This is a genomic window from Lacticaseibacillus sp. 30, assembly GCF_053819265.1.
In genome coordinates, this window is sequence record NZ_JBSOQX010000010.1 from 40,708 (window position 1) to 61,919 (window position 21,212).

Annotated in this window: 18 protein-coding genes; 1 reads left to right on the plus strand and 17 read right to left on the minus strand. The window is 41.6% G+C overall.

Going from position 1 to position 21,212, the window contains the following annotated elements:
• Positions 1 to 26: 26 nt before the first annotated feature.
• The 6 genes from ACWPAB_RS08135 to ACWPAB_RS08160 are packed head-to-tail and all read right to left on the minus strand — an operon-like array spanning position 27 to position 5,887.
• Positions 27 to 995: a glycosyltransferase gene (locus tag ACWPAB_RS08135; protein ID WP_003585155.1), complete on the minus strand. Its 969-nt coding sequence runs from the start codon at positions 993 to 995 to the stop codon at positions 27 to 29.
• On the minus strand, positions 982 to 2,052 hold the full coding sequence (locus tag ACWPAB_RS08140; protein WP_016382141.1) for an NAD-dependent epimerase/dehydratase family protein: 1,071 nt from the start codon (positions 2,050 to 2,052) through the stop codon (positions 982 to 984). The genes ACWPAB_RS08135 and ACWPAB_RS08140 overlap by 14 nt, the downstream gene beginning before the upstream one ends.
• Before the next feature lie 5 nt (positions 2,053 to 2,057).
• Positions 2,058 to 2,762, minus strand: coding sequence for an IspD/TarI family cytidylyltransferase (locus tag ACWPAB_RS08145; protein WP_003585138.1), 705 nt, complete (start codon positions 2,760 to 2,762; stop codon positions 2,058 to 2,060).
• Between the two features lies 1 nt (position 2,763).
• A complete protein-coding gene (locus tag ACWPAB_RS08150; RefSeq protein ID WP_003585140.1) occupies positions 2,764 to 3,630 on the minus strand; it encodes a LicD family protein in 867 nt (288 codons plus the stop codon).
• Positions 3,631 to 3,652: 22 nt separating this feature from the next.
• A complete protein-coding gene (locus ACWPAB_RS08155) occupies positions 3,653 to 4,471 on the minus strand; it encodes a glycosyltransferase (protein WP_003585142.1) in 819 nt (272 codons plus the stop codon).
• A gap of 15 nt (positions 4,472 to 4,486) precedes the next feature.
• The gene (locus ACWPAB_RS08160; protein WP_003585144.1) at positions 4,487 to 5,887 is read right to left on the minus strand and encodes a sugar transferase; all 1,401 of its coding nucleotides are present in this window, start codon (positions 5,885 to 5,887) and stop codon (positions 4,487 to 4,489) included.
• A gap of 279 nt (positions 5,888 to 6,166) precedes the next feature.
• On the opposite strand from ACWPAB_RS08160, the gene ACWPAB_RS08165 reads away from it, so the two are divergent.
• A complete protein-coding gene (locus ACWPAB_RS08165; protein ID WP_016382142.1) occupies positions 6,167 to 6,778 on the plus strand; it encodes a hypothetical protein in 612 nt (203 codons plus the stop codon).
• Positions 6,779 to 6,886: 108 nt separating this feature from the next.
• Here the strand turns inward: ACWPAB_RS08165 and ACWPAB_RS08170 are convergent, their stop codons facing one another.
• From ACWPAB_RS08170 to ACWPAB_RS08220, 11 genes are all read right to left on the minus strand, one after another.
• The gene (locus ACWPAB_RS08170) at positions 6,887 to 9,583 is read right to left on the minus strand and encodes a L,D-transpeptidase (protein ID WP_003585148.1); all 2,697 of its coding nucleotides are present in this window, start codon (positions 9,581 to 9,583) and stop codon (positions 6,887 to 6,889) included.
• A gap of 79 nt (positions 9,584 to 9,662) precedes the next feature.
• On the minus strand, positions 9,663 to 11,189 hold the full coding sequence (locus tag ACWPAB_RS08175; RefSeq protein ID WP_016382160.1) for a glycosyltransferase family protein: 1,527 nt from the start codon (positions 11,187 to 11,189) through the stop codon (positions 9,663 to 9,665).
• A 148-nt stretch (positions 11,190 to 11,337) separates the two neighbouring features.
• Positions 11,338 to 12,384: an acyltransferase family protein gene (locus ACWPAB_RS08180; protein ID WP_003585169.1), complete on the minus strand. Its 1,047-nt coding sequence runs from the start codon at positions 12,382 to 12,384 to the stop codon at positions 11,338 to 11,340.
• Positions 12,374 to 13,960 carry a glycosyltransferase family 39 protein gene (locus ACWPAB_RS08185; RefSeq protein WP_003589520.1) on the minus strand — a complete coding sequence of 529 codons (1,587 nt, stop codon included), beginning with the start codon at positions 13,958 to 13,960 and terminating at the stop codon, positions 12,374 to 12,376. The genes ACWPAB_RS08180 and ACWPAB_RS08185 overlap by 11 nt, the downstream gene beginning before the upstream one ends.
• Before the next feature lie 340 nt (positions 13,961 to 14,300).
• Positions 14,301 to 15,506: a serine hydrolase domain-containing protein gene (locus ACWPAB_RS08190; RefSeq protein WP_016382161.1), complete on the minus strand. Its 1,206-nt coding sequence runs from the start codon at positions 15,504 to 15,506 to the stop codon at positions 14,301 to 14,303.
• Positions 15,507 to 15,692: 186 nt separating this feature from the next.
• A complete protein-coding gene (locus ACWPAB_RS08195; RefSeq protein WP_172618962.1) occupies positions 15,693 to 16,652 on the minus strand; it encodes an NAD-dependent epimerase/dehydratase family protein in 960 nt (319 codons plus the stop codon).
• Positions 16,653 to 16,777: 125 nt separating this feature from the next.
• Entirely contained in the window at positions 16,778 to 17,440 is a 663-nt protein-coding gene (locus ACWPAB_RS08200; RefSeq protein WP_003575766.1) for an amino acid ABC transporter permease, read from the minus strand.
• Positions 17,441 to 17,455: 15 nt separating this feature from the next.
• Positions 17,456 to 18,100, minus strand: coding sequence for an amino acid ABC transporter permease (locus tag ACWPAB_RS08205; RefSeq protein WP_003580078.1), 645 nt, complete (start codon positions 18,098 to 18,100; stop codon positions 17,456 to 17,458).
• Position 18,101: 1 nt separating this feature from the next.
• The gene (locus ACWPAB_RS08210) at positions 18,102 to 18,926 is read right to left on the minus strand and encodes a glutamate ABC transporter substrate-binding protein (protein WP_003585179.1); all 825 of its coding nucleotides are present in this window, start codon (positions 18,924 to 18,926) and stop codon (positions 18,102 to 18,104) included.
• Between the two features lie 127 nt (positions 18,927 to 19,053).
• Complete coding sequence (locus tag ACWPAB_RS08215) at positions 19,054 to 19,791, minus strand: amino acid ABC transporter ATP-binding protein (protein ID WP_003566570.1); 738 nt, start codon at positions 19,789 to 19,791, stop codon at positions 19,054 to 19,056.
• Positions 19,792 to 20,207: 416 nt separating this feature from the next.
• Positions 20,208 to 21,194, minus strand: a complete 987-nt coding sequence (locus ACWPAB_RS08220) for a DUF6681 family protein (RefSeq protein ID WP_003580083.1) — start codon at positions 21,192 to 21,194, stop codon at positions 20,208 to 20,210.
• Positions 21,195 to 21,212: the final 18 nt, after the last annotated feature.

The following is a 21,212-nucleotide window of genomic DNA, read 5'->3' on the forward strand; positions in this document are numbered from 1 at the left end:
CTCTATTATTCGAGCCTTTAATCAATTTAATCTCCTAAAGTTGTTTTCGTTTGAAGAATGATCTGTCTATATAAGACTTCATTAATCACTAAAGCTAGAAACGCTAACTTTCTGCCCTTAGTTAGCCGGTTGTTCTTGATGATGAACCGCCAATTCTTCTTTAAAAACAGAATAATCTTCTTTCTAACCGCAATCGTTCGCCAGTTCTTACTTACCATGATCTTGTCTAAAACCAAGAAATTAGCCCAACAAACACGTGTGTGACATGCATATGCCAACGCTGGGAAGGTGCGTTTAACTATTTCCTCATTTCTCTCCCATACGTTAATCGTATCTAGATCACGATCAGAAAACGAACGAGACGAAATTGTTCCAACGTGATGAACATAATAATACTGCTGCTTTGTATTGATAACCACTTTTTTACAGGCTTGCAAAATGGGAATGATAACCGCCGCATCCTCAGTAATGACATTGACTGGATATCTGATTTTGGAAAAAATCTCTCTTCTATAAAGTTTATTAACTGCATGGACTGAAATAAGTTTCGCATCCAAAATCATTTTCAAGGTTTGCTCTGGGGTCAAAACTTTTCTTACTTCCGGAAGCTGTTTTGGGTCCTTGTTTTCATAGATATCGTAAATACCGCAGATGGCAAGATCTGCCTGCCCATCAATCATATCAAAATATAGTTGTTCATACATATCTGGGGCAATATAGTCGTCACTGTCAATAAATCCCAGAAATGGAGCGCTGGCAACATCAATACCCGCGTTGCGCGCGTCACTGAGCCCACCATTTTGCTTGTGGATGACTTTCACTCGTTGATCTTTCTCCGCATAATCGTCGCAAATGCTGGGGCTTGCATCCGTGGCTCCGTCATCAACCAAGATAAGCTCATAATCACGAAACGACTGTGCCAAAATAGAATCAACACATTTCTGCAAATACTTTTCAACATTATAGACGGGAACGATAATGCTAATTTTGGGCATCGGTTTCCAACTCACTTCTCAGAATTTCAACAGTGTGTTTCAATGACTCATTGCGATCAAACAAAGGCTGCCACCCTAAAGCGTTGATTTTACTAGTATCAAGCAGGGCCTTTGTCGCTTTCGAATAACCGGCAGCTTCAACATCGTCTGGTAAATCAAAGACTAGCTTTCGACCGACCATTGTGGCAAGTGCACCCGCAAACTCTTGCAAATGCAAATCTAGGTCAGGATTAGCCACGTTATAGGCCTCTCCAGTTTTGCCTTGAACTATTAAAAACAGAAGGGCAGAAACAACATCCCCAACGTAAGCGTAAGAATAATGTTGCGTCCCTTTACCTTTAAGGACAATATCTTCCTGATTGACGGCTTTTAAGATGAACTGGGACGATGCTTTAGAGTCGTCCAGCTTCATGCTAGGACCGAATGCGCGACTTAGTCTGGGAATGACAATGTCGAGATGATGCGCAGCAATATATGCCTGACATAATGCTTCACTGACCCGTTTACTCTCTGGGTAACCAGCGCGCAATGTATTGGGATCGAGATAACCGGAATAATCTTCCGCAAACTTTTCAACATCCCCACGGTTCTCACCGTAAACTTCTACACTCGAAAGAAACAAGATTCTCTGTTCAGGATGTGCAACCGCATGCTTAAGAACCTGTTCGTTGCCTAAAAAATTGGTTGTGATGGTACCAATTGGATCAGTTGCGTATGCCCGTGGATGCGTATTGCTGGCTGCATTGATCACATAATCTGTTTGCAAATCATCAGGCAGGGCATCGGTCACATCACCGACAACCAAATGGAAGTTCGACATGGTTTGATAATGCAAGAACCGTTGCGTTAAATGTTCTCTGCTGCGGCCCATGGCATAGACCTCGATACGAGCATTTGCTTGACTATTCCGACGCATCAAAACGTCAATCAAAAAAGTGCCAATCATGCCGGATGCGCCAATTATCAAAAAAGACCGGCCATCTAAGGCAGACCAGTCCTTTTGACCCTTGATGACCTTATCTAAGTCACTTAGATACATGGCATTCTGGGTTAACATTCAGCTCACAGCTCCTTCTCGCGTAAATAGGCTTTGAACAACGCCAGATCGTCTGTATTTGTTAATTTAATATTCTTATCAGACCCAGCGGCAAAATGTAGCGTATGGCCAAGATCAACCATCATCGTATTCGTATAAGAAGAATCAGTCATGCCGATATTTTTGGCAATGGCTTCGTTGTATGCATCTCGTAACATGCCGTATTTGTAAGCTTGTGGTGTGCCAACTCGACGCAGTGTATTACGATCAATATATTTCTCAGTTGTTTCTTCTGTTTTCTTGATAAAGATCTGTTCATTGTATGGCAGCGAAGTAACTGCTGTGCCATACTCTTGGCACTTAACAATCACATCCGACAGAACCAATTCATCAACAAGTGGTCGAATACCATCATGAATAACAACCGTCTCTTCATCCTCACACTTATCATTGAGGAACTGGACCCCATTATTAATGGATTCCTGACCAATTTTACCACCAGGAATCACCCACTTGACTTTCTTGATACCAAATTCGTGTATGTATCCCCACATGGTATCTTCCCAGCCATGTTTGCAAACGACCACGACTTGGTCAATTTTTGGATGGCGGTCGAATGATTCTAATGTATAGATAATAATGGGTTTTTCATTTACCATGATAAATTGCTTAGGGATTTCCATGCCCATTCGTTTACCAACGCCACCTGCGATAACAATTGCTGTTGCCATTTTATTTTTCTCCTTTTGTCAAATAGTAAATGCCACGATACTTAGTATATGGAGTGTCTGGATCAACAAACACCGCATCATGGTGTGGAACTTGCTGACTAACCTTAGGACGCCTCATATAGTCACCAAACACGTGACGGAGGTATCGGTCATAACCAACAGGTACTGGTAATTTAACGTCTTCAAAAGGCAACCACACGGCGGAAGCAAAGTCCTCTGTTGGGTAACGATTGCCCATATATTTAGGTCCAACACACAATTCAGTAACCCAAGGTGTGTTCTTGTCGTCATACCGCATCATCTGTTTTTCAGCGTACTTCCAAATATGATAACGCTGATTCGGAGATCTGAATGTACTGAGTAATAAACGACTACCACCTGTGACAAGACCACCATGGCTAACAGGGACAATCTGTTCATTAAACAGAGCGTAAATTAATGCCCATAACTTTTGACGCTTTTGTTGAAATTTGCCAATTGGTGCTCGATCAAGTGGAAAAACGTCTACTGTAATGCCATGAACAATGTCTAAATTTCTTTGATATGTTTTAACAAATGTTGTCTCTGGATCGCGAATCGTCGTAAAGTTATTATGGTTAATAAAGTGTTGTGATGTTCGCTCCAACACATAACCCTTAGGCTTTTCCATCTGCCAAAGTTGGCAAAAACGCTCATAATCTTTTCTTGGCATGAAGAAGTCTAGATCATCATCCCAAGGAACAAACCCCTTTTCGCGAATCGCACCAATAGCACCACCGCCACAAAGGTAACACAACAAATTATGCTTTTGACAAAAATCGGCGATAGTTTTAGCAATCTTTAGGGTTCGTTCTTGAACTTTCTTAAGCTGTGAATCCTGACTATACAAGAGACTCCCTCCCACCACGTTATTAGTGCAATGCTTCTTGATAAAACCTCGCTCGGATTCTGTTTGGCATCAGACTTACGACGATATGCACCCCAGTAGTGATTATAAAATCAAAGAAATTCCCCAACCCGGCGTGATAAACAGCAATACGCCCTCGAACGCCGTTGATCAAATATTGCCACCCTCCACGCCGCTTATACATGTCTTTCCCCACACGAGCTTTAACCAAGAAGTCTTGAATGTTATATGCCTTGTAACCTGCCTTCAAGAGTCTTGCCCACAAATAATAATCTTCAAACCCCTGCATCGGTTGATAATTACCAACCTTCAAGATATCAGAACGTCTGAACATCACTGTCATGTGGTTAAATGGGTTACGTTTTTTGGAAAATTGACGAATTGCTTGATTTGATTCTGGCACAAGCCTCCTACTGATGATATTGGATGAGTCTTCAATAAACTCTTCAATATTTGTGCCACAAATTGCCAGATCAGTATTCTGATTAAAACAGTTAGCTTGCTCCTCTAACCTTGTCGGTAACATTAAATCATCTGTATCCATTCGCGCAACCAGCTCATATTGACAAGCTTCAACCCCAATTGCCAAAGTGTATCCTAATCCCTTATTTTCTTTTTGTGGCAACAATCGCAAAAGCCCGCTCTTAGATTGATATTCGTCAAGCACTTGCTGCAATTTGGATGTGATTGGCCCATCAATGACGATAACGATTTCCTTTGGTAACAACGTTTGTGCTAACACACTATCCAAGCAAGCAACTAAAAAAGCAGGATTTTCTTTTTTATACAGTGACATCAATACGCTGATTTCATTTCTCTGCATTTTTAAATCTCCCACTTAGTCGAGATGCTTAATATCTTGGTCCACAACAATCTCGTGCAGTTTTGCCATTTGTGGTGTTTGATCTTCATCTAGCCCCTGTGAAGAGACTTTGTCAAAAAGGATCTTCACAGTTTGCAGTAGAATACGAAAATCAAGAAAAACGCTATATGCCTTGATGTAAAGCAAATCAAATTTTAATTTACTATGATAATCAGACGCATATTTGCCATAGACTTGTGCATAGCCTGTAATTCCAGCTCGAACATTGTGCCGCAGATAATAATGAGGATCCTCACGATTAAACTGGTTAACAAAAAACGGTCGTTCTGGACGAGGTCCAACAACGGACATATCGCCCCTCAGCACATTAAATATCTGTGGAAGTTCATCCAAGCGGAATTTTCTTAAATACTTGCCCACGGAAGTAATCCGCGGATCATGGTCTTTAGCGAGCTCCGGTCCCGTTTTAGCTTCTGCATCTGCCTTCATAGTCCGAAATTTATAAATTTTAAACTCTCGTTGATTCAACGTGATTCGGGTTTGTTTGTAAATAACTGGGCCGCGAGATGTTGCTTTGACAAGGATGGCAGTAATCAACATCAGCGGTGATGTGACAACTAATAACAACAGTGCTACCAAAATATCAAAAAAGCGCTTGACAGCGGCATCTTCTGCCGTAATTCTGAACTCACTGATACCCATAATGCTCTCGTCTTCAAAGTTCATCATGTTTGGCCGGAGCATCAACAAGTTATCAAATGTTGAAGGCAACATGATATGCTTTTCATGTTTGATCACCATGTCAATAATTGTCCGTCGTTGGTCATCAGAAAGACTTGTCGTCAAGTAGAATATGTCAACTTTATCTAATATTTTTTTGGTGTTTTCAACAAAATGATCCGTGATAACATAAGTCACTTTGTGTTTGTTGTTCTTTGCTGAATCAAAGTTCTCTAAAATCGATGGTAGTTCCTCTTTATAAGAAACAACTGCCACGTGTTTATCTGCGGTAAAATGCACGTAAAGGTAGTAAACCGCAACCCGATAAACTGCCAAAACAACAACACTAACGAGGAATGAAATCGCCAGAATCGTCCGGGGAAATGCAAACCATCGACCAATAAAGGTAATCATAGTCAGGCCGAGCACTGTGACTCCCTGCCCGAGCACTGTGTTGAAAACGATGTCGCTAATTCGGCGGTTATAATAAACATAAACACCGATAAGAAAGTTAACTAAGAGAAATAACGCCGAAATATAAACAGCGGAACGCTCATAAGTATAGAAATTTCGATCTGGAATTTGCGGCCAGAACCGCACATAAAATGAAAACCACATGCTGAAATTAAACAGAGCAACGTCAACAATGATTGTTAACCATCGACGAACTCCGCTCCAATCAGTTTTCTGCTTCATACAATAACCCTCTCAAACTGGATTCAAACATACTGCTGCAAGCCATTTCTTGAACACATCAGCAAATTATACCATAATTCTATATTTGGCGGGCAGTGATACAAACTTGTAACAACTCTTGCGACTATGAATTTTCCTTAGAAAAGTTCAAAATAATCCTGTAGAACAAAATCTAAGATTCTTTAAAGTTTAGACTTCTATGAAATTTTTTGTATAAACTGAAACGACACGTTTTTTATGGCATAATGTTAATAGATTTAGCCTATTAGGGGGATATTTATGAAAAAAAGATATTGGATCATCGCCGTCTTAGTTGTCGCTATTGCAGGATTGGGTGGCTGGTGGTGGCATGTCGCAGCATCAACAAATAACGTTCCCACTTCGCAGGTACAGAAGGATTCAAGCTCTAAAACGAAGACTACGAAATCCAAGCGTTCTTCTTCTAAACGTGCGAGTTCGCAGTCTATAGTTAGCTCATCAAAGTCGTCAACGAACACCGTCAGTGCTGAAAGTAATTCTAAGTCGAGCGCTTCGGATGCTTCAAGCTCAACCACAGGTCAAACGTCGAGTTATAAGCCTAAGACAGTGGATGTTAGCAATTCACAAATTGCAATGATGGTTTACGCAGCCCGTGGGGGTTCCGAAATGCTTCAAGAACCAAGCACCATCGTTTATGGGAAAGACTCTGAGGGTAAGCTATACATTTCCCGTCATAATGGTGAGTCAAAAATGACTTTCACTATAGAAGGCAACAACGTTAAAGTATTCAGTTTTGCACAGTCTAACATCGAGCAAAATTATACGGTTGACGCACTGGTCCAAAAATTTTACCAAACACCAAGTGAAAAGCAACTTGTTGATAACGCTGTAGCAGGCGCAACAGTTCAGTAAACCGCTCTAAATTTAATGTTTACTATATTTTTTACAACTCGACCATTAAAAAGAGGACTCGTTATTTGAGTCCTCTTTTAGTGTTCATTTATGACAACCACTTTTATGTTAATAGATGTAAACTGGCGTTCCCACTTTAATATGAGCATTAATCCACTGCGCATCAGGAATTGTCAAACGAACGCATCCATGTGACCCGGGTTGTTTGCCAAGCATTTTGGCTTGAGAAACAATGTAATTGCCGTTCGCATCCGTTGGCACAGAGTGGAACAGGTACACGCCATGGTCTAGAAAACTAGTCCAGTAACGGGCCCCCATTCCTTCATTGGCATTATAAAAACTATACCCGCGTTCGGTTTGAATCGCAAAATGTCCACGTGGTGTTGAATTATCGATACCCGTCGAGGCATACATAGTATATAGGTTTGTTGAGCCATTCTTTATATAAACTCTTTGCTTGGCAATATCGACTTCAATGCTTAAATTAGGATACATATTAACATCTGGATACGGTTTAGATTGAGAAGGCTTCGTCCAATCATAATAGTCCATATAAGGTGTTGTTGCCCAAGAAGCAAGATATCCTAACCAACGATTCCCGTCGTACAGGGAGTAGTAAGTGGTCCCATTAACATGACTATACTTGCCGCTGACCTGATAAACACCGCCATACAACGATGACGTATCACGGGTCATATTAAAGAAAGAACTATACAGTGCTGCGTTTGAAGCTGTAATGAGCACGTTGGCGTTATAGTTCATCCAAACCCCTTGTGCTTCTTTACTCTCGCTTCCAAGTGCTGAATTGAGATAACCCATCCAGTTGCCGTTGCCGTCATAAAGTGAATAATAAGTTGCACCATTATAGTGCTTATATTCGCCCATGATCCGGAAGGTTCTTTGATAATTTGCCGTGGTCGTCCGCCCACCTGCAAAACTATCCAAGTTCGTGTAAATCATTTGACCACTTTGGGTGGTTGTCAAATAACCATCGTGTGGCAACCATAGTCCAGCTGCACTTGATGTCGTTTTCACTTGACTAGCATCCACATAGCCCAACCATTTGCCACGAACGTCATAGATCGAATAATAAACAACGCCACCGAAGGCATGATATTGACCCGAAATATTAACCGTTTGGTTAACCAATCCAGCACCTGAAGTAGCGACTTTTTGTTGATTAAAGTCCGCATAGGCATTCACGTTTGCCGCTGTAAAGGTCGTATAAGCATTAGCAGGCAACCATGCCCCGCCATCAGAAACCCCAGCTGTGATTGATTGTTGATTGATATAACCACGCCAGTTTCCATCCTTGTCATACAGGGACAAATAGGTCAGACCGTTTAGATTATGGTACTTACCGGTTGACTTGAAGGTCTGCAACATAACATCTGTTGCCGCTTGCTTCTTAGTCCAATTAAAGTCTGAGTACAAGGTGGCTCGGTTATCAGTAACCGTCACATAACGGTCATCTGCCTGCCAAGTGCCTTCAGGGTTGGCAATCGTCACATTTTGAACAGCCGCACTATTTACATAGCCAAGCCAATGACCGAATAGGTCAAAGACTGAATAATAAACAGCTCCATTGACATGATGGTATTGGCCAACCTTCTTAAAGTACTGCTGATAGTAATGGTCTGTACTACCCGTGGCGTCAAACTTAAAGCTATTGTAGATCGCATAGTTCTTATCCACGACCTTAGCATAACCAGAAGCTGCTGCCCAAGCGCCTTCGGCACTATTGACCGTTTCGAAACCTGAACCGGCCATATAGCCGAGCCAGTTGTTATGACTGTCATAGAGTGAATAGTAAACTTGACCATCAAGATGATGATAGGCCCCAGAAATAAAGTACGTATTGTCTAAGACGTCATCACTTTTCTTAATGACCTGCTTAGTATCAAGATTGCCATAAACATCTTGGCCAGGTTTAGTTAAACTAGCATAGCCACTAGCGTTGGTCCAAACACCACCAGCACCTGCCGCAACTTTGATCGACGCTTGATTCATGTAACCCTGCAACGTCTGATTGGCATCATACAAGGCCAAATAAGTAACGCCATCTTTTTGATACTTAGCTTGCGATTTAAAGGTCCGCTGGTAAACAGCTGCGCCTTCCTGCTTCTTGGTACCATTTAAATCTGCATATAACACCGCATTTTTGTCAGTTACGGAAACATAACGATTATCCGTAACCGGTGCAGGTGTAGCTGCCGCACTAGCCGCCTCATTTTTAGCCGGTGCAGCTTCTGGCTTGCTTTGACTGCTACTAGAGGCCGCCGCCGAAGAACTGCTTGATGAAGCAGCTGCACTCGAGGCCGCAGAACTTGGGTTCTGCGCAGAAGCATTGCTTGCCTGATTCGAAGCATCACTTTCAGCACTTGGTGCAGCCGCTTTAGGTGCTGGCACCACAATCTTGGTTTCATTGTACAAGATAACCTGTTCACGATGACTCGTGGACAAATCCTGATCTGCAACGCGCTTAGCAACTGTCAACCACGCTTCTTGTTGATCTGAAGGAACCCCGTCTTTCATCTTCAGGATATCCTGTGTCGGTGTCGCATCAGAGCGATCAATCAACTTTTCAAGATCATCGTCAGACAACGTGTCCGCCTTGCGATCGGTTGCTGCTGCCTGTTCTTGTTGCGAAGTAGCGCTACTCTGTACTGATTCGTTCACTGCAGGCGTTTTATCAGTGTTGTCAGAAGCATGAACGGTTGTAACCCCTGATAAAGCAACCGCCGCCAACAATGTCAATAACGGTGAAACGACCTGTCGTGTCCGAATAATTTTAGCTTTTCTCATTTTTTCCCCTCCCCAATTTGAAAGCATCAGTTATTATAGCATCAATGGTTCATCATTTCACAAGGCCATCAACGATTAATTAATTTTCGATGTTTTTTTCAGTGTTGACATACCATCCCCAAGCGGATAAGGGTATTAGCGTTGGCAAATATTGAATAAGATACCTGGAGCGGCCACCTTCAAATAAGAGCAAGTATAAGAAAGCCCCCAGCATGCTAAGAATTAAGATGCTAACCCACTTGTCTTTCACCGGATTCACCTTCACCAAACTCAACAAAATACCTACCAATGCTAACAGCCAAACAACCTGATAATAAAAGCTCATATCAACCTGATGCCTGCCCCCAATTAAATAGACACTTCGAATGCGATCTTGAAGTGACCCTTTTGTTCGATTAAAAGGTGGTTGCGGGATGCCTTCCTGCCCCCAAGAAAAATCACCTCTGTCGGTATTCCTTATCTGCTTGCCAGCCAAAAACTGAAGATAAGAAACAAATCCCAAAGTATTTAATCGCTTCGAAATTTGTTGTGAAGAATATTGAGCCATTTTTTTAGTCGTCACAAAATCCAAGGTTGTGTGCCTAATAGGTGAATTATACCCACCATTGCCGGTCATCCCAATCAAGACAAAATGCTGCCAAGGTAAAGCTCTATTTTTTACTACTCGTACGGGAGAATGTGTTTCCACAAATTTATTAGCAACATATTGCCCTCCAACAAAACTTAACATTACCACTAGCACAACAATTAAATTTAACGTCTTCCGAGATTTATGCTTATTGAGCAATTCTCGCGTTATATCATCAAGTGTCCAAGCAATCAGCAAAACAATCCCCGATGGCTTTGTCTCATAAACGACCACAAAAAGAAAACCAATTAAGATTGCAAAAAGAAGTTTCAAATAGACATGAGTCGCTGTTTCCAAACCGGCAAAGCATAGCAAGGCGAGTGAAATAGGCACCAAAACTGCGATATCTGAATATGGTGTTTGAATATAAGGTGTTAGCATAAAAAGGAAAAAGAAAAGTAGATAGGCATTAAGTGCTACTCTCCTGTTGAAAACTTTATATGTGAAGAGGACGATGCAAATTATCGAAAAATCCAATTCGATCGCAGTCAATATTTGAAAAAAAAGCCAAGTGGTGGCTAAAGAGGTTCCTTGGGACAAAAAGAGCTGATAAAGACTATGGTGAATAGATATCAAGAATAAGTTATTCGGGTTAATGGACACATACTCTATTCCACTTCTAGGATGTATAACAGCGTTCATGACATCCCCGACATCCCAACCAATCGGGGTTTGGGTATTTAGCAATATTAAAACTTGAAGAGCAACAATCATGATCATCGAAGTACAAACTACAATACCAATATGCTTAAGCAGTATCTTATAAACAATGGAAAAAAAGGCTTTAGATTTGTTACGAAAAAGGCACATAGTCACGACAATAACAGTAGTTAAAACAATAATTATACTAAATAACCAATGCGAAACAAGCGTAAAATCGAATTGCTGTACACGAATCGCCCCAAAAAGAGTCAAAAAGAAAAGTGGAAATACTAGTATTTTTATGAAATCATGGTAGCCATCAAAAAGTTTTTGCACCGTTTACGCCCCATTAAAAACGACCAAAATTTATATTCTGTCAAAAAGTCCTGAAATAATATACCAAACCATCTGTCAATACAAAGAGCTGGAAACTACTTTGCATCTGCAAAAGATGATCATCTTGAACACTCCGTTCTTGATAGCTCTAATGGCTTAATCTTAACCATTTGAAAAACGGAACTTTTTCTAAACGTAAAATTAGAAGCGTAAGCAACCAACTCACGAAAACAGTCACAAACCAAACTAATAACGACTCACGAAAACGTTGAACTGGCATACCCGCGGTCATTAACAGATACTTCAAAACAACCGCAAATGACGCGTGAAAACAATATGCGATCGTACTAAATGCACGAAGATGCCGACTTCCAGGAACAGACCAATGAGTCGAAAGAATCCAGCCGAAAAAGAAAGTACAGAGGGGGATGAGCATAAAAAAACAATCTGTGTACAGAGAAGACGCTGCTTTGTACGTGCCATATTCTTCAAAATAAAGCAAAACGAGAAACAATCCCACAAAATATTTTGATCGTTTATTAACCAGTGCTTTTAGGTCGCCATCTGCAAATAGCTTGCCTATCATTAACCACAGCAGACCAACAATAAAGCTTAAATAAGGCGAGTATCCGAAAAAGTGATTTTGAGTCCAGCTCCAAAGCAACTTTCCGACCACTGTCTGTCCATAATTTGTTAGTAAAACACAATAAACATTTAATGCCAGAGTAATAGTACACAGTAACCATTTGTTTATAAACTTGCTTAATAAATATATGATTGGAATACCAATGATCAAACCCATGATGTACCAAGAGGCAATAAACGTTGAACCAAGAAAGAAATTACTAATAATGGTTAGAATTCCTTGAGTAAGACCATGCTGAAAGTATTTTCGTACCTCGACTGTAACCGGAAACGTAATAACAAACCAAATACCATAAAGTTGTAAATATCTTATGATATTCCGCTTCAAAAATGGTAGCTGCTCTGTTGCTGGTATTTTGTCCATTTTTTTAAAGAAGAAGTAACCGCTAAACAAGAAGAAAACCGGTACCGCCGTTCGGACCAAAGGTAATAGCATTAATCCAATTTTTGTGCTACTACTCAACAAGAGTGTGTGAATTGCAATAACAAAAAGGGCCATAATGCTTTTAACTAGATCAAAACCTTCGTTGTATGCATTTTTATTCTTCAAGACTGCTCTCCCTTTCAATCATTGGCTTAGAGGATGTCTGCTGCCCTAAAGATTTTCCGATCATTATTAAGGCAATCGGGAATATTCCGATTGCATATCTGGGGTTCACCTCCCAAAGTAACAGGAATGCAAAATATCCACTCAGAAAGATCGAACCAAATAACAATACCGGCTCTTTCTTATTCCAACTCTTTATAAGCGCCATTATAACACCAAGATAAAGTATGAGCTGACTGACTGTCATTATAAGGTATATCACTAAACCACTAACACCCTCTGAAAATATCTTGTTGGTTCGTTCTTGATTATGTGTTCCTCTTATCAGACTAAATGATGTTTTGAGATCACCCGATCCCCAAGCTACTGAGACTTTATTGTTCAAGGCGTCGCATAATTGGACTGGGGTCATAGCTAACAACCGCTGCTTATAAACTGCAATTTGTTTTTGAGTAATTGCTGATTTTGAAAGGTGACGATTATAAAAAAGATTCCAGGAATAATCCTGATCTTTTGCTGCATATGTACCAACAGACCAATTTGCAGCCTCTCGAGCGCTAAGGTTATCAGGGATTGGCGTATTGCTTAATCCCATCATGACATAATGCGTATTGGGTTGCCCATAATTTGTATCAACGTAGACGCCTGAATAATTGATTGCTTGAGTCCATCCAAAGTTTCCTAATAATAATACAAGTATTGGAATAAATCCTGTCAGCTTTTTAATACGGTGATTATACACAAAAATGAATATCGAAAGTGCGATGATTAATACTAAACTCGTTCCTTTGCTGAGAAATGCGAAAAACGAAGATAAACTGATTAGACCAAGCCAAAAAAATTGGAGTTTTCCATGAGTCACTAAGTAGCGCGCAAAGCAATAAACGGTCAGGGAGGTAAAAAAGAAAGCCAAAATATCCGTGTAAGCAATAGCCGCATGAAATGTTACTTGAATTGAAATTAGAAGCAGTTGAATTATTATCAAGGAAATCCAGTTGTCAAGTTTCAGAGCACGCATTGTGCAAAACAAAAGAACGATTGATAATACATAGATGGCAAGAAATGTAATGACTATTCCCCCAAAACCATTTCCTAGAAAAAGGTTAACCATCTTATAGGTAAGAGCCAAAAACAAGTTTTGAGGATTCGCGTATAAATAGTGCATTAGCCAAGAAGGGTGCGTCCATGGATCTATAACCGTATAGTGTGTAACCCAGTTATAAACAACTTGCGCATCATCTACTGTTTTATAGTACCCAATGTATTTCAAAAAAATTAGTATGCCCCCGCTGTAAAGAATCATTTCTAAAAGCAGCAGCACCCATGCAGTTTTATCCGACAAATCTTTCTTATTCTTGACAAGCCTTGTAAACTGACGAATACCCAAAAGTACCATTAACGCTATTAAAGCAGCAACAAAATTGAGGATTATGGTGTGCAACACTGAATGACTCATCCGAAATGGTGAATAAATCGCACCCATCCTTGGCATTAATAAAAAAGTAAAGATAACCCACGTAAAGCAAAAAACGACGATACTACTAAAAAAACGCCGTAGGAAGATTTTAGAATTTCGCATGAAAACTCCTTCCATTTCTCTATACCGGATCATAGATTTCAAGCTTAAAAGACATCTTACGTGATTCTGTCTATATATGGGACATAAATATGGAATCTAACTTTTTGAAGAAGGAAAAAAAGACCTCCTAGTTTACTGACAAGTTATACCAGAACAACAGATCAATCATCTTTTCAAACCTGTAATTGACCTTCAAAAATTAAAAAAAGTCGCAATGTGCTTTACAATTTATATGGTGTGAAGACCACTTATTACGCGTACTATTCAACCATCACCGACCAAAATTCATATATTTTCAATTTCAACTTTGCGAAGGCTCTTCAAAGTCCATATCGTGACATTAGTTTGTTTTCATAATCGTTTCCAAAAATGGCTGCGCGTAGTTGTGTAATACCATGCCTTGTAAAATGTTATTGCTCATCAAGACAACCGCATTCTTACCACTGTTGTCAATTGCTGTTGTTGCCGCTTGGGCACCGACAACTCCTTGACTCATCGTGTACGTGTCGTAGTTATAAACTCCAGCAGTATATTGTCCATCACCACGATCACGTAATTTAGCAAGATTAGATTTTTTAAAAACCTGGCCTTGATCAATACCGTTTAACATTTTAAACAGATCCCCAGTTGTCGCATAAATGTTGCCTGTTCCAAGTTCTCGATTATACCCAACTTCGGATTGTGTATAGGGATTTGTGTAGACAGCCTTTTCACCAGAGCCAGTATAACTAATCGCCCTATTTGGTTCTTTCAACAGTCCCGGCATGAAGCCAGTATTATACAATCCAATTTTATTAATGATTTCCTTTTGAACAAGCTCATTGTACGATTTTCCAGAAACTTTTTCGATGACGCCGGCCAAAAGGGCAAAATTAACAGGTTGATAAGAGTACTCTTGGGGATAATACTGCATATTTTCGATGGACCACCGCACAATCCCGTCATCAGACAACACTTGATTCTGCAAAGTGGAAAGTCGAAAGCCACTTCGCATATCAAGCATCATTCTCAACGTCACTTGATTTCCTGTACGAATACCAGAAAGATATTTTCCAACGGGATCTGATAGCTTCACCTTGCCCTGTTCAACCAGTTTCATTAACAGGGCCGCCGTCAGCCCTTTCTGGATTGAGCCAATTTGAAATAGTGTTTGTGGCCCATTCTTTCTTCCTTGATTAGCATCTGCATAACCAAATCCTTTATTTAAAATAATCTGGCCATTTTTAATAATAAGAGCGGACCCCACAAAGCCCTTATTCTCTAACTGCTGCTCAAAGGTTTTACCCTCAGTCGTTGATACTTCCTTTTGATAAGCAGTGTCTTGTGAATTATCTTTTTTGGCGGCATTTTTGTAACGCTGCGCTTGCGCCCGTTGAACAACAAGTTCCGCCTCATACTTTTGACGTATTTTTTCTACTTCTTGTTGTTTTCGTGGAACGATTTCAAAATGATAATAGGCAAAGCTGCACAAACCACCGATAAGAATACCAATGAGCATCGCGAGAAGAAATTTGAATCTAAAGTTACGAGCCTGATGTTTTGCCATGAACAAATCTCCAAAGTTATCAATTATAGTGGCCAAATACAACTGTTAAAGTAAATTTATTGATGATGCATACCGGTCTGTAAATTAAGGAAATTAAAATACCTACAGTGACATAAAAACATCTCTGAAAGCTGTCATCAATCAGAGATGTTGAAAAACCCCTTACATATCACCAGCAATTAATAATTAAGCCTTATCTTGAACAGACGCAACATATTTCGCTAAGCCTTCACTTAATGACGTATGTTGCATAAAATCAAAGTGATCGATCTTACTTGCATCTGCATATGAGTCTCGAATATCACCAAGACGAGGAGCCTTATGAGTTGCGTCTAGTTTTTTGCCGGTCAAATTTTCTAGCGCGGCAGCCACCTGATTTAATGTTGTTTGCTGGCCATTGGCAACGTTAAACACATCATCACGAGCATCTGGCGTCTCCACTAAACCGCGAATTGCCCTGACAACATCGCCAACATAGATAAAGTCGCGTGTTTGTTCGCCGTCGCCGAAAAAAGTGAATGGCTTACCATCTTTAAGAGAATCCATCATGATTGACAAAACACCACTGTATGGTGATTTTGGATTTTGTTTAGGGCCATAAACATTGAAGAAACGCGTGCAAACAACAGGCATGTTGTATAGACGACCATAATTAAGGACTTCACGTTCTGTTGCAAACTTATCAACTGCATATTGAGTTAATGGTTTAACCGCCATTGTTTCTTTCTTCGGTAGCTCTGGTGAGTCACCATAAACAGCTGCAGAACTTGCAAAATATAGTTTCTTAAATGGGATCTTATTGACACGCAGCGTTTCTAGCATACTTAGATTAGCTTCTTGATTAACCTGATGCGTCTCATAAGGTCGCTCAACGGAATCAGCAACACTAGCAATCGCCGCCAATAAGACAATATAATCAAAGTGCTCATCGATCAACAACTTTGACATAAAATCATGATCGGTAATGCTGTGCTCAAAGAAAGTCACCCGATCAGATTTTGGGATATTTCGTTTTAACCCCATTGATAAATCATCCACAATAACAACTTTATTAGATGGATCCGTTAGCAAAAGTTCGGTTAAGTTAGCTCCAATAAAACCGGCTCCGCCAGTCACTAAGTAGCTGCTCAAAGTAGTAGCCTCCATTACTTCAATTTAAACACATCAACATCATATCACAGCTAAAACATACAACCACGTCATTAGCCGTTTGTTCACAAAATACTAAAAAACGCCGCCACGTGTGCGACGTTTAAAAGTCTAACATAAACCTAATTCGACTGCACGAGCCGCCGATCCAACCAACGACTTGCCAGTGACAAGGCATAGTTGACCACGAAGTACATCACTGCCAGCGCCACAAACATCGGAATCATATAGTTGATATTCTGCCCATAAATAATTTGCGCGTGGTAGGTTGCTTCTGGCAAGAGAATGATGGTGGCCAGCGATGTGTCCTTGACCAGCGAGATAAACTGGCTGACGATTGGCGGAATCATTTTCTTCAAAGCTTGTGGCATGATGATGTAGCGCATGGCTTGATAGAACGTGAGCCCATTGCTGCGAGCGGCTTCCATCTGGCCACGCGGCACCGCGTTAATGCCGGACCGGACGATTTCGGCGAGCATGGCCGATTCGAAAATGCTCATGGCGATAATCGCCGCAGCGACAACATTCAAGCGAATGCCAATGTCAGGTAAGGCAAAATAAGTGAAGAACAAAATCAGCAGTAATGGCAGATTTCGAATCAAATCAATCACAAAACCTACAATTGCTGAAAAATATTTAATTTTCACGTAACGTGCTAGGCCAAGAATCACGCCCAGAATAAAGCTAAAAAATATCGAGACAATCGAAACTTCCAGTGTCACCCCTAGTCCTTGAAGCAGGTAACGCAGGTTAATCCATGAATACGCGTCAATAAAATTATGCATAAGCCCTGCTCCTTTCTAGGCGGTGACCCATTTTTTCTCAAGATATCGCATCAGATAACTTAGTGGCATCGTCAACACGAGGTAGAATACCCCAACGATCAGGTACGTATCGAAGGTGGAAAACGTCGTGGCGGCGATCAGTTTGCCTTGGTACATCAGGTCAAACCCAGCAACAAAAGCGAGGACAGAACTGTTCTTGACCAAGTTGATGAACTGATTGCCCAATGGCGGAATAACCATTTTAAAAGCCTGCGGGAAAATAATCTGGATCATCGCTTGATTGTACGTCATACCAATGCTACGAGCGCCTTCCATTTGCCCGCCTGGCACAGCTTCGATGCCGGCACGCACCGTTTCTGCGATGAATGCACTGGTGTAAATCAGCAAACCAATCGTCCCAGCCGTAAAACCGTCAATTTTAACGATGAACTGCGGTACGATCACGTAAAAAGCCAATGTAATAACTAGCAGCGGGATATTCCGCACTATTTCAACGTAAATGCGCCCGATCACCCGCAAACTCTTGAATGGCGAAATTTCTAGGAGTGCGAACAAGGTACCAACAATTAAACTGCCAATCAAGCCGAGAATGCTGGAAGCCAGTGTGTAACCGACACCGGACATAAAGGTTCCCCAGTTATTGGTGAGAATTGACCACATGCTATTCCACCTCCTTGAGACTGAAGCCTGGCACGTCGCCAAACCACTTCTTAATTAACTTGGCATAGGTGCCGTTTTGCTTAAGTTGCTTAATCGCCTTATTGACAGCCCGCACAAATGGTTTTTGACCCTTGTTGATCGCAATCCCATAAGGCTCCTTCGTAAAGGTACCGCCTGTGACGATATAATTTGGATCTTGTTCGGACATCCCATAAAGAATGCCATTGTCAGTCGTGAGTGCATCGCCTTGCCCTGACTTCAGCGCAGTAAAAGCCTGCGCATAATCAGACAACTGCAAAACGGTGGTATCTGGTGCGGCCTTTTTAACGTTGTCAACGGAATTGGAGCCTTGCACCCCGATGACCTTTGTCCCCTTCTTCAAGTCTTTGACGGACTTAATCGGGCTGCCTTTTTTAACCAAAATACTTTGGCCAGCGTTGAAGTAAACATCGGAAAAATCCAAAATCTTTTGACGTTCTGGCGTAATTGTCATCGTTGCAATCACCGCATCGACGTTGCCGCCTTTGATCATCGGCACCCGAGTATCACTGGTGACCTGGACCAGTTGGGCCTTGCCTTTGCTACCAAGGATCTGCTTCGTGATTGCCTTAGCCATATCGACATCAAAACCTTCAATTTTACCGGTTTTGATATCCATCAGTCCAAACAAACGGGTGTCAGCTTTAACACCCCAGACAATCGTATTTGTCGTCTTGGCAGTTGTTAAAATATCGCGATCGGCGACACTTTTGCCGCAACTACTTAGTGGCATCATTAACAACACTAAGAGCAACGGCAGGAGCATGCGTTTCCACAATTTTGCCATTCAACTTCCTCCTCTTTAAACGCGATCGCTGGCGTAGAAATCTGCGCATAAGGAACTTGATCGTAGTGGCCAAGGCCATCACTTTCAAGGCCGTTTATACGCCATTTTCACCGCCCAGCTCACGCCCTTAGTGGTTAATAATTTTACTGAGAAATTCCTTGGCCCGTGGTTCTTGAGGATCATCAAAGAATTGATCGACATTGGCCGAGTCAACCAGAATCTGGCCGTCATCCATAAAGACAATCCGATTACCGACGTGACGAGCAAAGCCCATTTCGTGAGTGACAACCACCATGGTCATCCCCTGTTCGGCAATTTTCTGCATCACATCCAGCACATCGCCGATCATTTCCGGATCCAGTGCACTGGTCGGTTCGTCAAACAAAATAGCTTTAGGTTTCATCGCCAAACTGCGGGCGATAGCTACCCGCTGTTGCTGTCCACCAGAAAGCTCACCTGGGAAACTGTCGGCTTTATTTTCGAGGCCAACCATTTTCAACAGATCATGCGCTTCCTGCTCAACTTCTTGCTTATTTCGTTTCAGAACCAAATCTGGTCCTAAGGTCACGTTTTGCAACACATTCTTATTGGCATACAGGTTAAAATGCTGGAAAACCATCCCCACATTTTTGCGAATGCGGTTCATATCGGTTTTCTTGTCAGCTAGGTCAAAATCATTCACGATTAGTTGTCCAGATGTGATCCGCTCCAGCCCATTGATGCAACGAAGTAAGGTACTTTTGCCGGATCCAGACGGCCCAATGATGGTGACAACTTCACCACGATCAACTGTGAGATTGATATTCTTTAAAGCATGAAATTTACCAAAGTACTTATTAACGTCATGAAATTCGATCATTGACATGTTCGAGGACCTCCTTGGGTTCACTGATGCTTATCATGGATTTTACAGAGAAACTTAATAATGCGCAAATATTTCTTATTCATTATGACAACCTTTTTGCTTTGAAGAGCTTCTCATCGCCTTTATTTGGGACTTCTGAGCGTTCTATGAAGTTTTAAAAGGTCTTGTGATCACTGGTATCTAAAACCGCTCAGACGTCAGTAGCTACCCTTCTATGACAAATGAATCAGTCCTAAAACGTTATGATTGCCTTGCTACCATTCAAAAGGACAGTTATCTTGATTGCCCGCCGCTGGTTAATCACCGAACGCACACTCAAAAAAATCAGGCCAACGTCACTTTTGCGTTTCTAGAAAAGTAACGTCGTCCTGACTGTAGCCTTTTTTCAATTGATGGCACAACTATTTCATAACAGTTTATTCATCGTGGCGATGCCGTCTGCTTTCGCGAGTCGGCAAGGGCTTGGATGCAGCCTGCGAGGTTGACGGGGCTGGCTCATTGGTCATCTTAGCAGTTTCGCGTTGGCTTTCGCGCGTTGTGTGTTGTGAATCCAAAGGCTCCGCCTCATGCTCAGGCTGCCGATCACCAGTAGTTGCCTTGTCCTGATACGCCAACTGCACGGTTAAACTGTAAGGTTGCGCTTCCTTGCGTAAGCCGCTTCGACCCAGCAGCTTCTGTTCACCACCGATCAAAAAGACATTGGCAACCACAAGATGATAGTCACGCTGCGCCGCTTTGACCGGCAACAAACCAACCCGATCAACGGTGGCCAGTGGCTTGGCCATTAAGGCATTCAAGCCGCCCGTGATGACAAGCTTACTGTCTAGGTGCTGTAGATCAAAGAATGGCAACGGGAACGGTGCGCCAATCGCCAGAACCGGTTGTTGCGTCTCCTGCGCCACACGACCAACGGCTTTGTCATCTAGTCCTTGATAATTCAAACTCAGCACACCTTGTTTAACGAGGCTATCGACAAGCGTATCCAAATTGGCTTGCTGTTCCTCCGTCATGGTGACATCGGCCGTCAGCAATTGATCTTGTGAAAAAACGCCTTGGGCCGGTGCTGCACCCAATTGTGTGCGCAATTCATTTTCGACAGCGGTTTTTTTGGCAGCGTTACTGCCAAGCCATTTTTCAACCTTGGGTGAAATGTCAAACTTCGTTGTCTTATTTGTAAAATAATATAAGAAGTTCAAGCCAATAAAATACAAAAAGACAACAAATGCAAGCATAAACAGTGCGCCGCGAATGCGAAAGTCCGGATAGCGCAGGTTTTGAATCGCCACATATAGTAAATAGAAGTTGGCAATGAGTGCCACCCACGTGAAGGCTTTCCCCTTGGGTTTGTCGGCAACGTTAAAATAGCCCAACACGCGGTTGATTATATCAATAACAGTTAACATGATCTCATCCTTTCCGCG

Bases quoted from the DNA above. Each gene is read 5' to 3' on its own strand.
- ACWPAB_RS08135 (WP_003585155.1), bottom strand. From the start codon at position 995: ATGCCCAAAATTAGCATTATCGTTCCCGTCTATAATGTTGAAAAGTAT.
- ACWPAB_RS08140 (WP_016382141.1), bottom strand. From the start codon at position 2,052: ATGTTAACCCAGAATGCCATGTATCTAAGTGACTTAGATAAGGTCATC.
- ACWPAB_RS08145 (WP_003585138.1), bottom strand. From the start codon at position 2,762: ATGGCAACAGCAATTGTTATCGCAGGTGGCGTTGGTAAACGAATGGGC.
- ACWPAB_RS08155 (WP_003585142.1), bottom strand. From the start codon at position 4,471: ATGCAGAGAAATGAAATCAGCGTATTGATGTCACTGTATAAAAAAGAA.
- ACWPAB_RS08160 (WP_003585144.1), bottom strand. From the start codon at position 5,887: ATGAAGCAGAAAACTGATTGGAGCGGAGTTCGTCGATGGTTAACAATC.
- ACWPAB_RS08165 (WP_016382142.1), top strand. From the start codon at position 6,167: ATGAAAAAAAGATATTGGATCATCGCCGTCTTAGTTGTCGCTATTGCA.
- ACWPAB_RS08170 (WP_003585148.1), bottom strand. From the start codon at position 9,583: ATGAGAAAAGCTAAAATTATTCGGACACGACAGGTCGTTTCACCGTTA.
- ACWPAB_RS08185 (WP_003589520.1), bottom strand. From the start codon at position 13,960: ATGCGAAATTCTAAAATCTTCCTACGGCGTTTTTTTAGTAGTATCGTC.
- ACWPAB_RS08190 (WP_016382161.1), bottom strand. From the start codon at position 15,506: ATGGCAAAACATCAGGCTCGTAACTTTAGATTCAAATTTCTTCTCGCG.
- ACWPAB_RS08195 (WP_172618962.1), bottom strand. From the start codon at position 16,652: ATGGAGGCTACTACTTTGAGCAGCTACTTAGTGACTGGCGGAGCCGGT.
- ACWPAB_RS08200 (WP_003575766.1), bottom strand. From the start codon at position 17,440: ATGCATAATTTTATTGACGCGTATTCATGGATTAACCTGCGTTACCTG.
- ACWPAB_RS08205 (WP_003580078.1), bottom strand. From the start codon at position 18,100: ATGTGGTCAATTCTCACCAATAACTGGGGAACCTTTATGTCCGGTGTC.
- ACWPAB_RS08210 (WP_003585179.1), bottom strand. From the start codon at position 18,926: ATGGCAAAATTGTGGAAACGCATGCTCCTGCCGTTGCTCTTAGTGTTG.
- ACWPAB_RS08215 (WP_003566570.1), bottom strand. From the start codon at position 19,791: ATGTCAATGATCGAATTTCATGACGTTAATAAGTACTTTGGTAAATTT.
- ACWPAB_RS08220 (WP_003580083.1), bottom strand. From the start codon at position 21,194: ATGTTAACTGTTATTGATATAATCAACCGCGTGTTGGGCTATTTTAAC.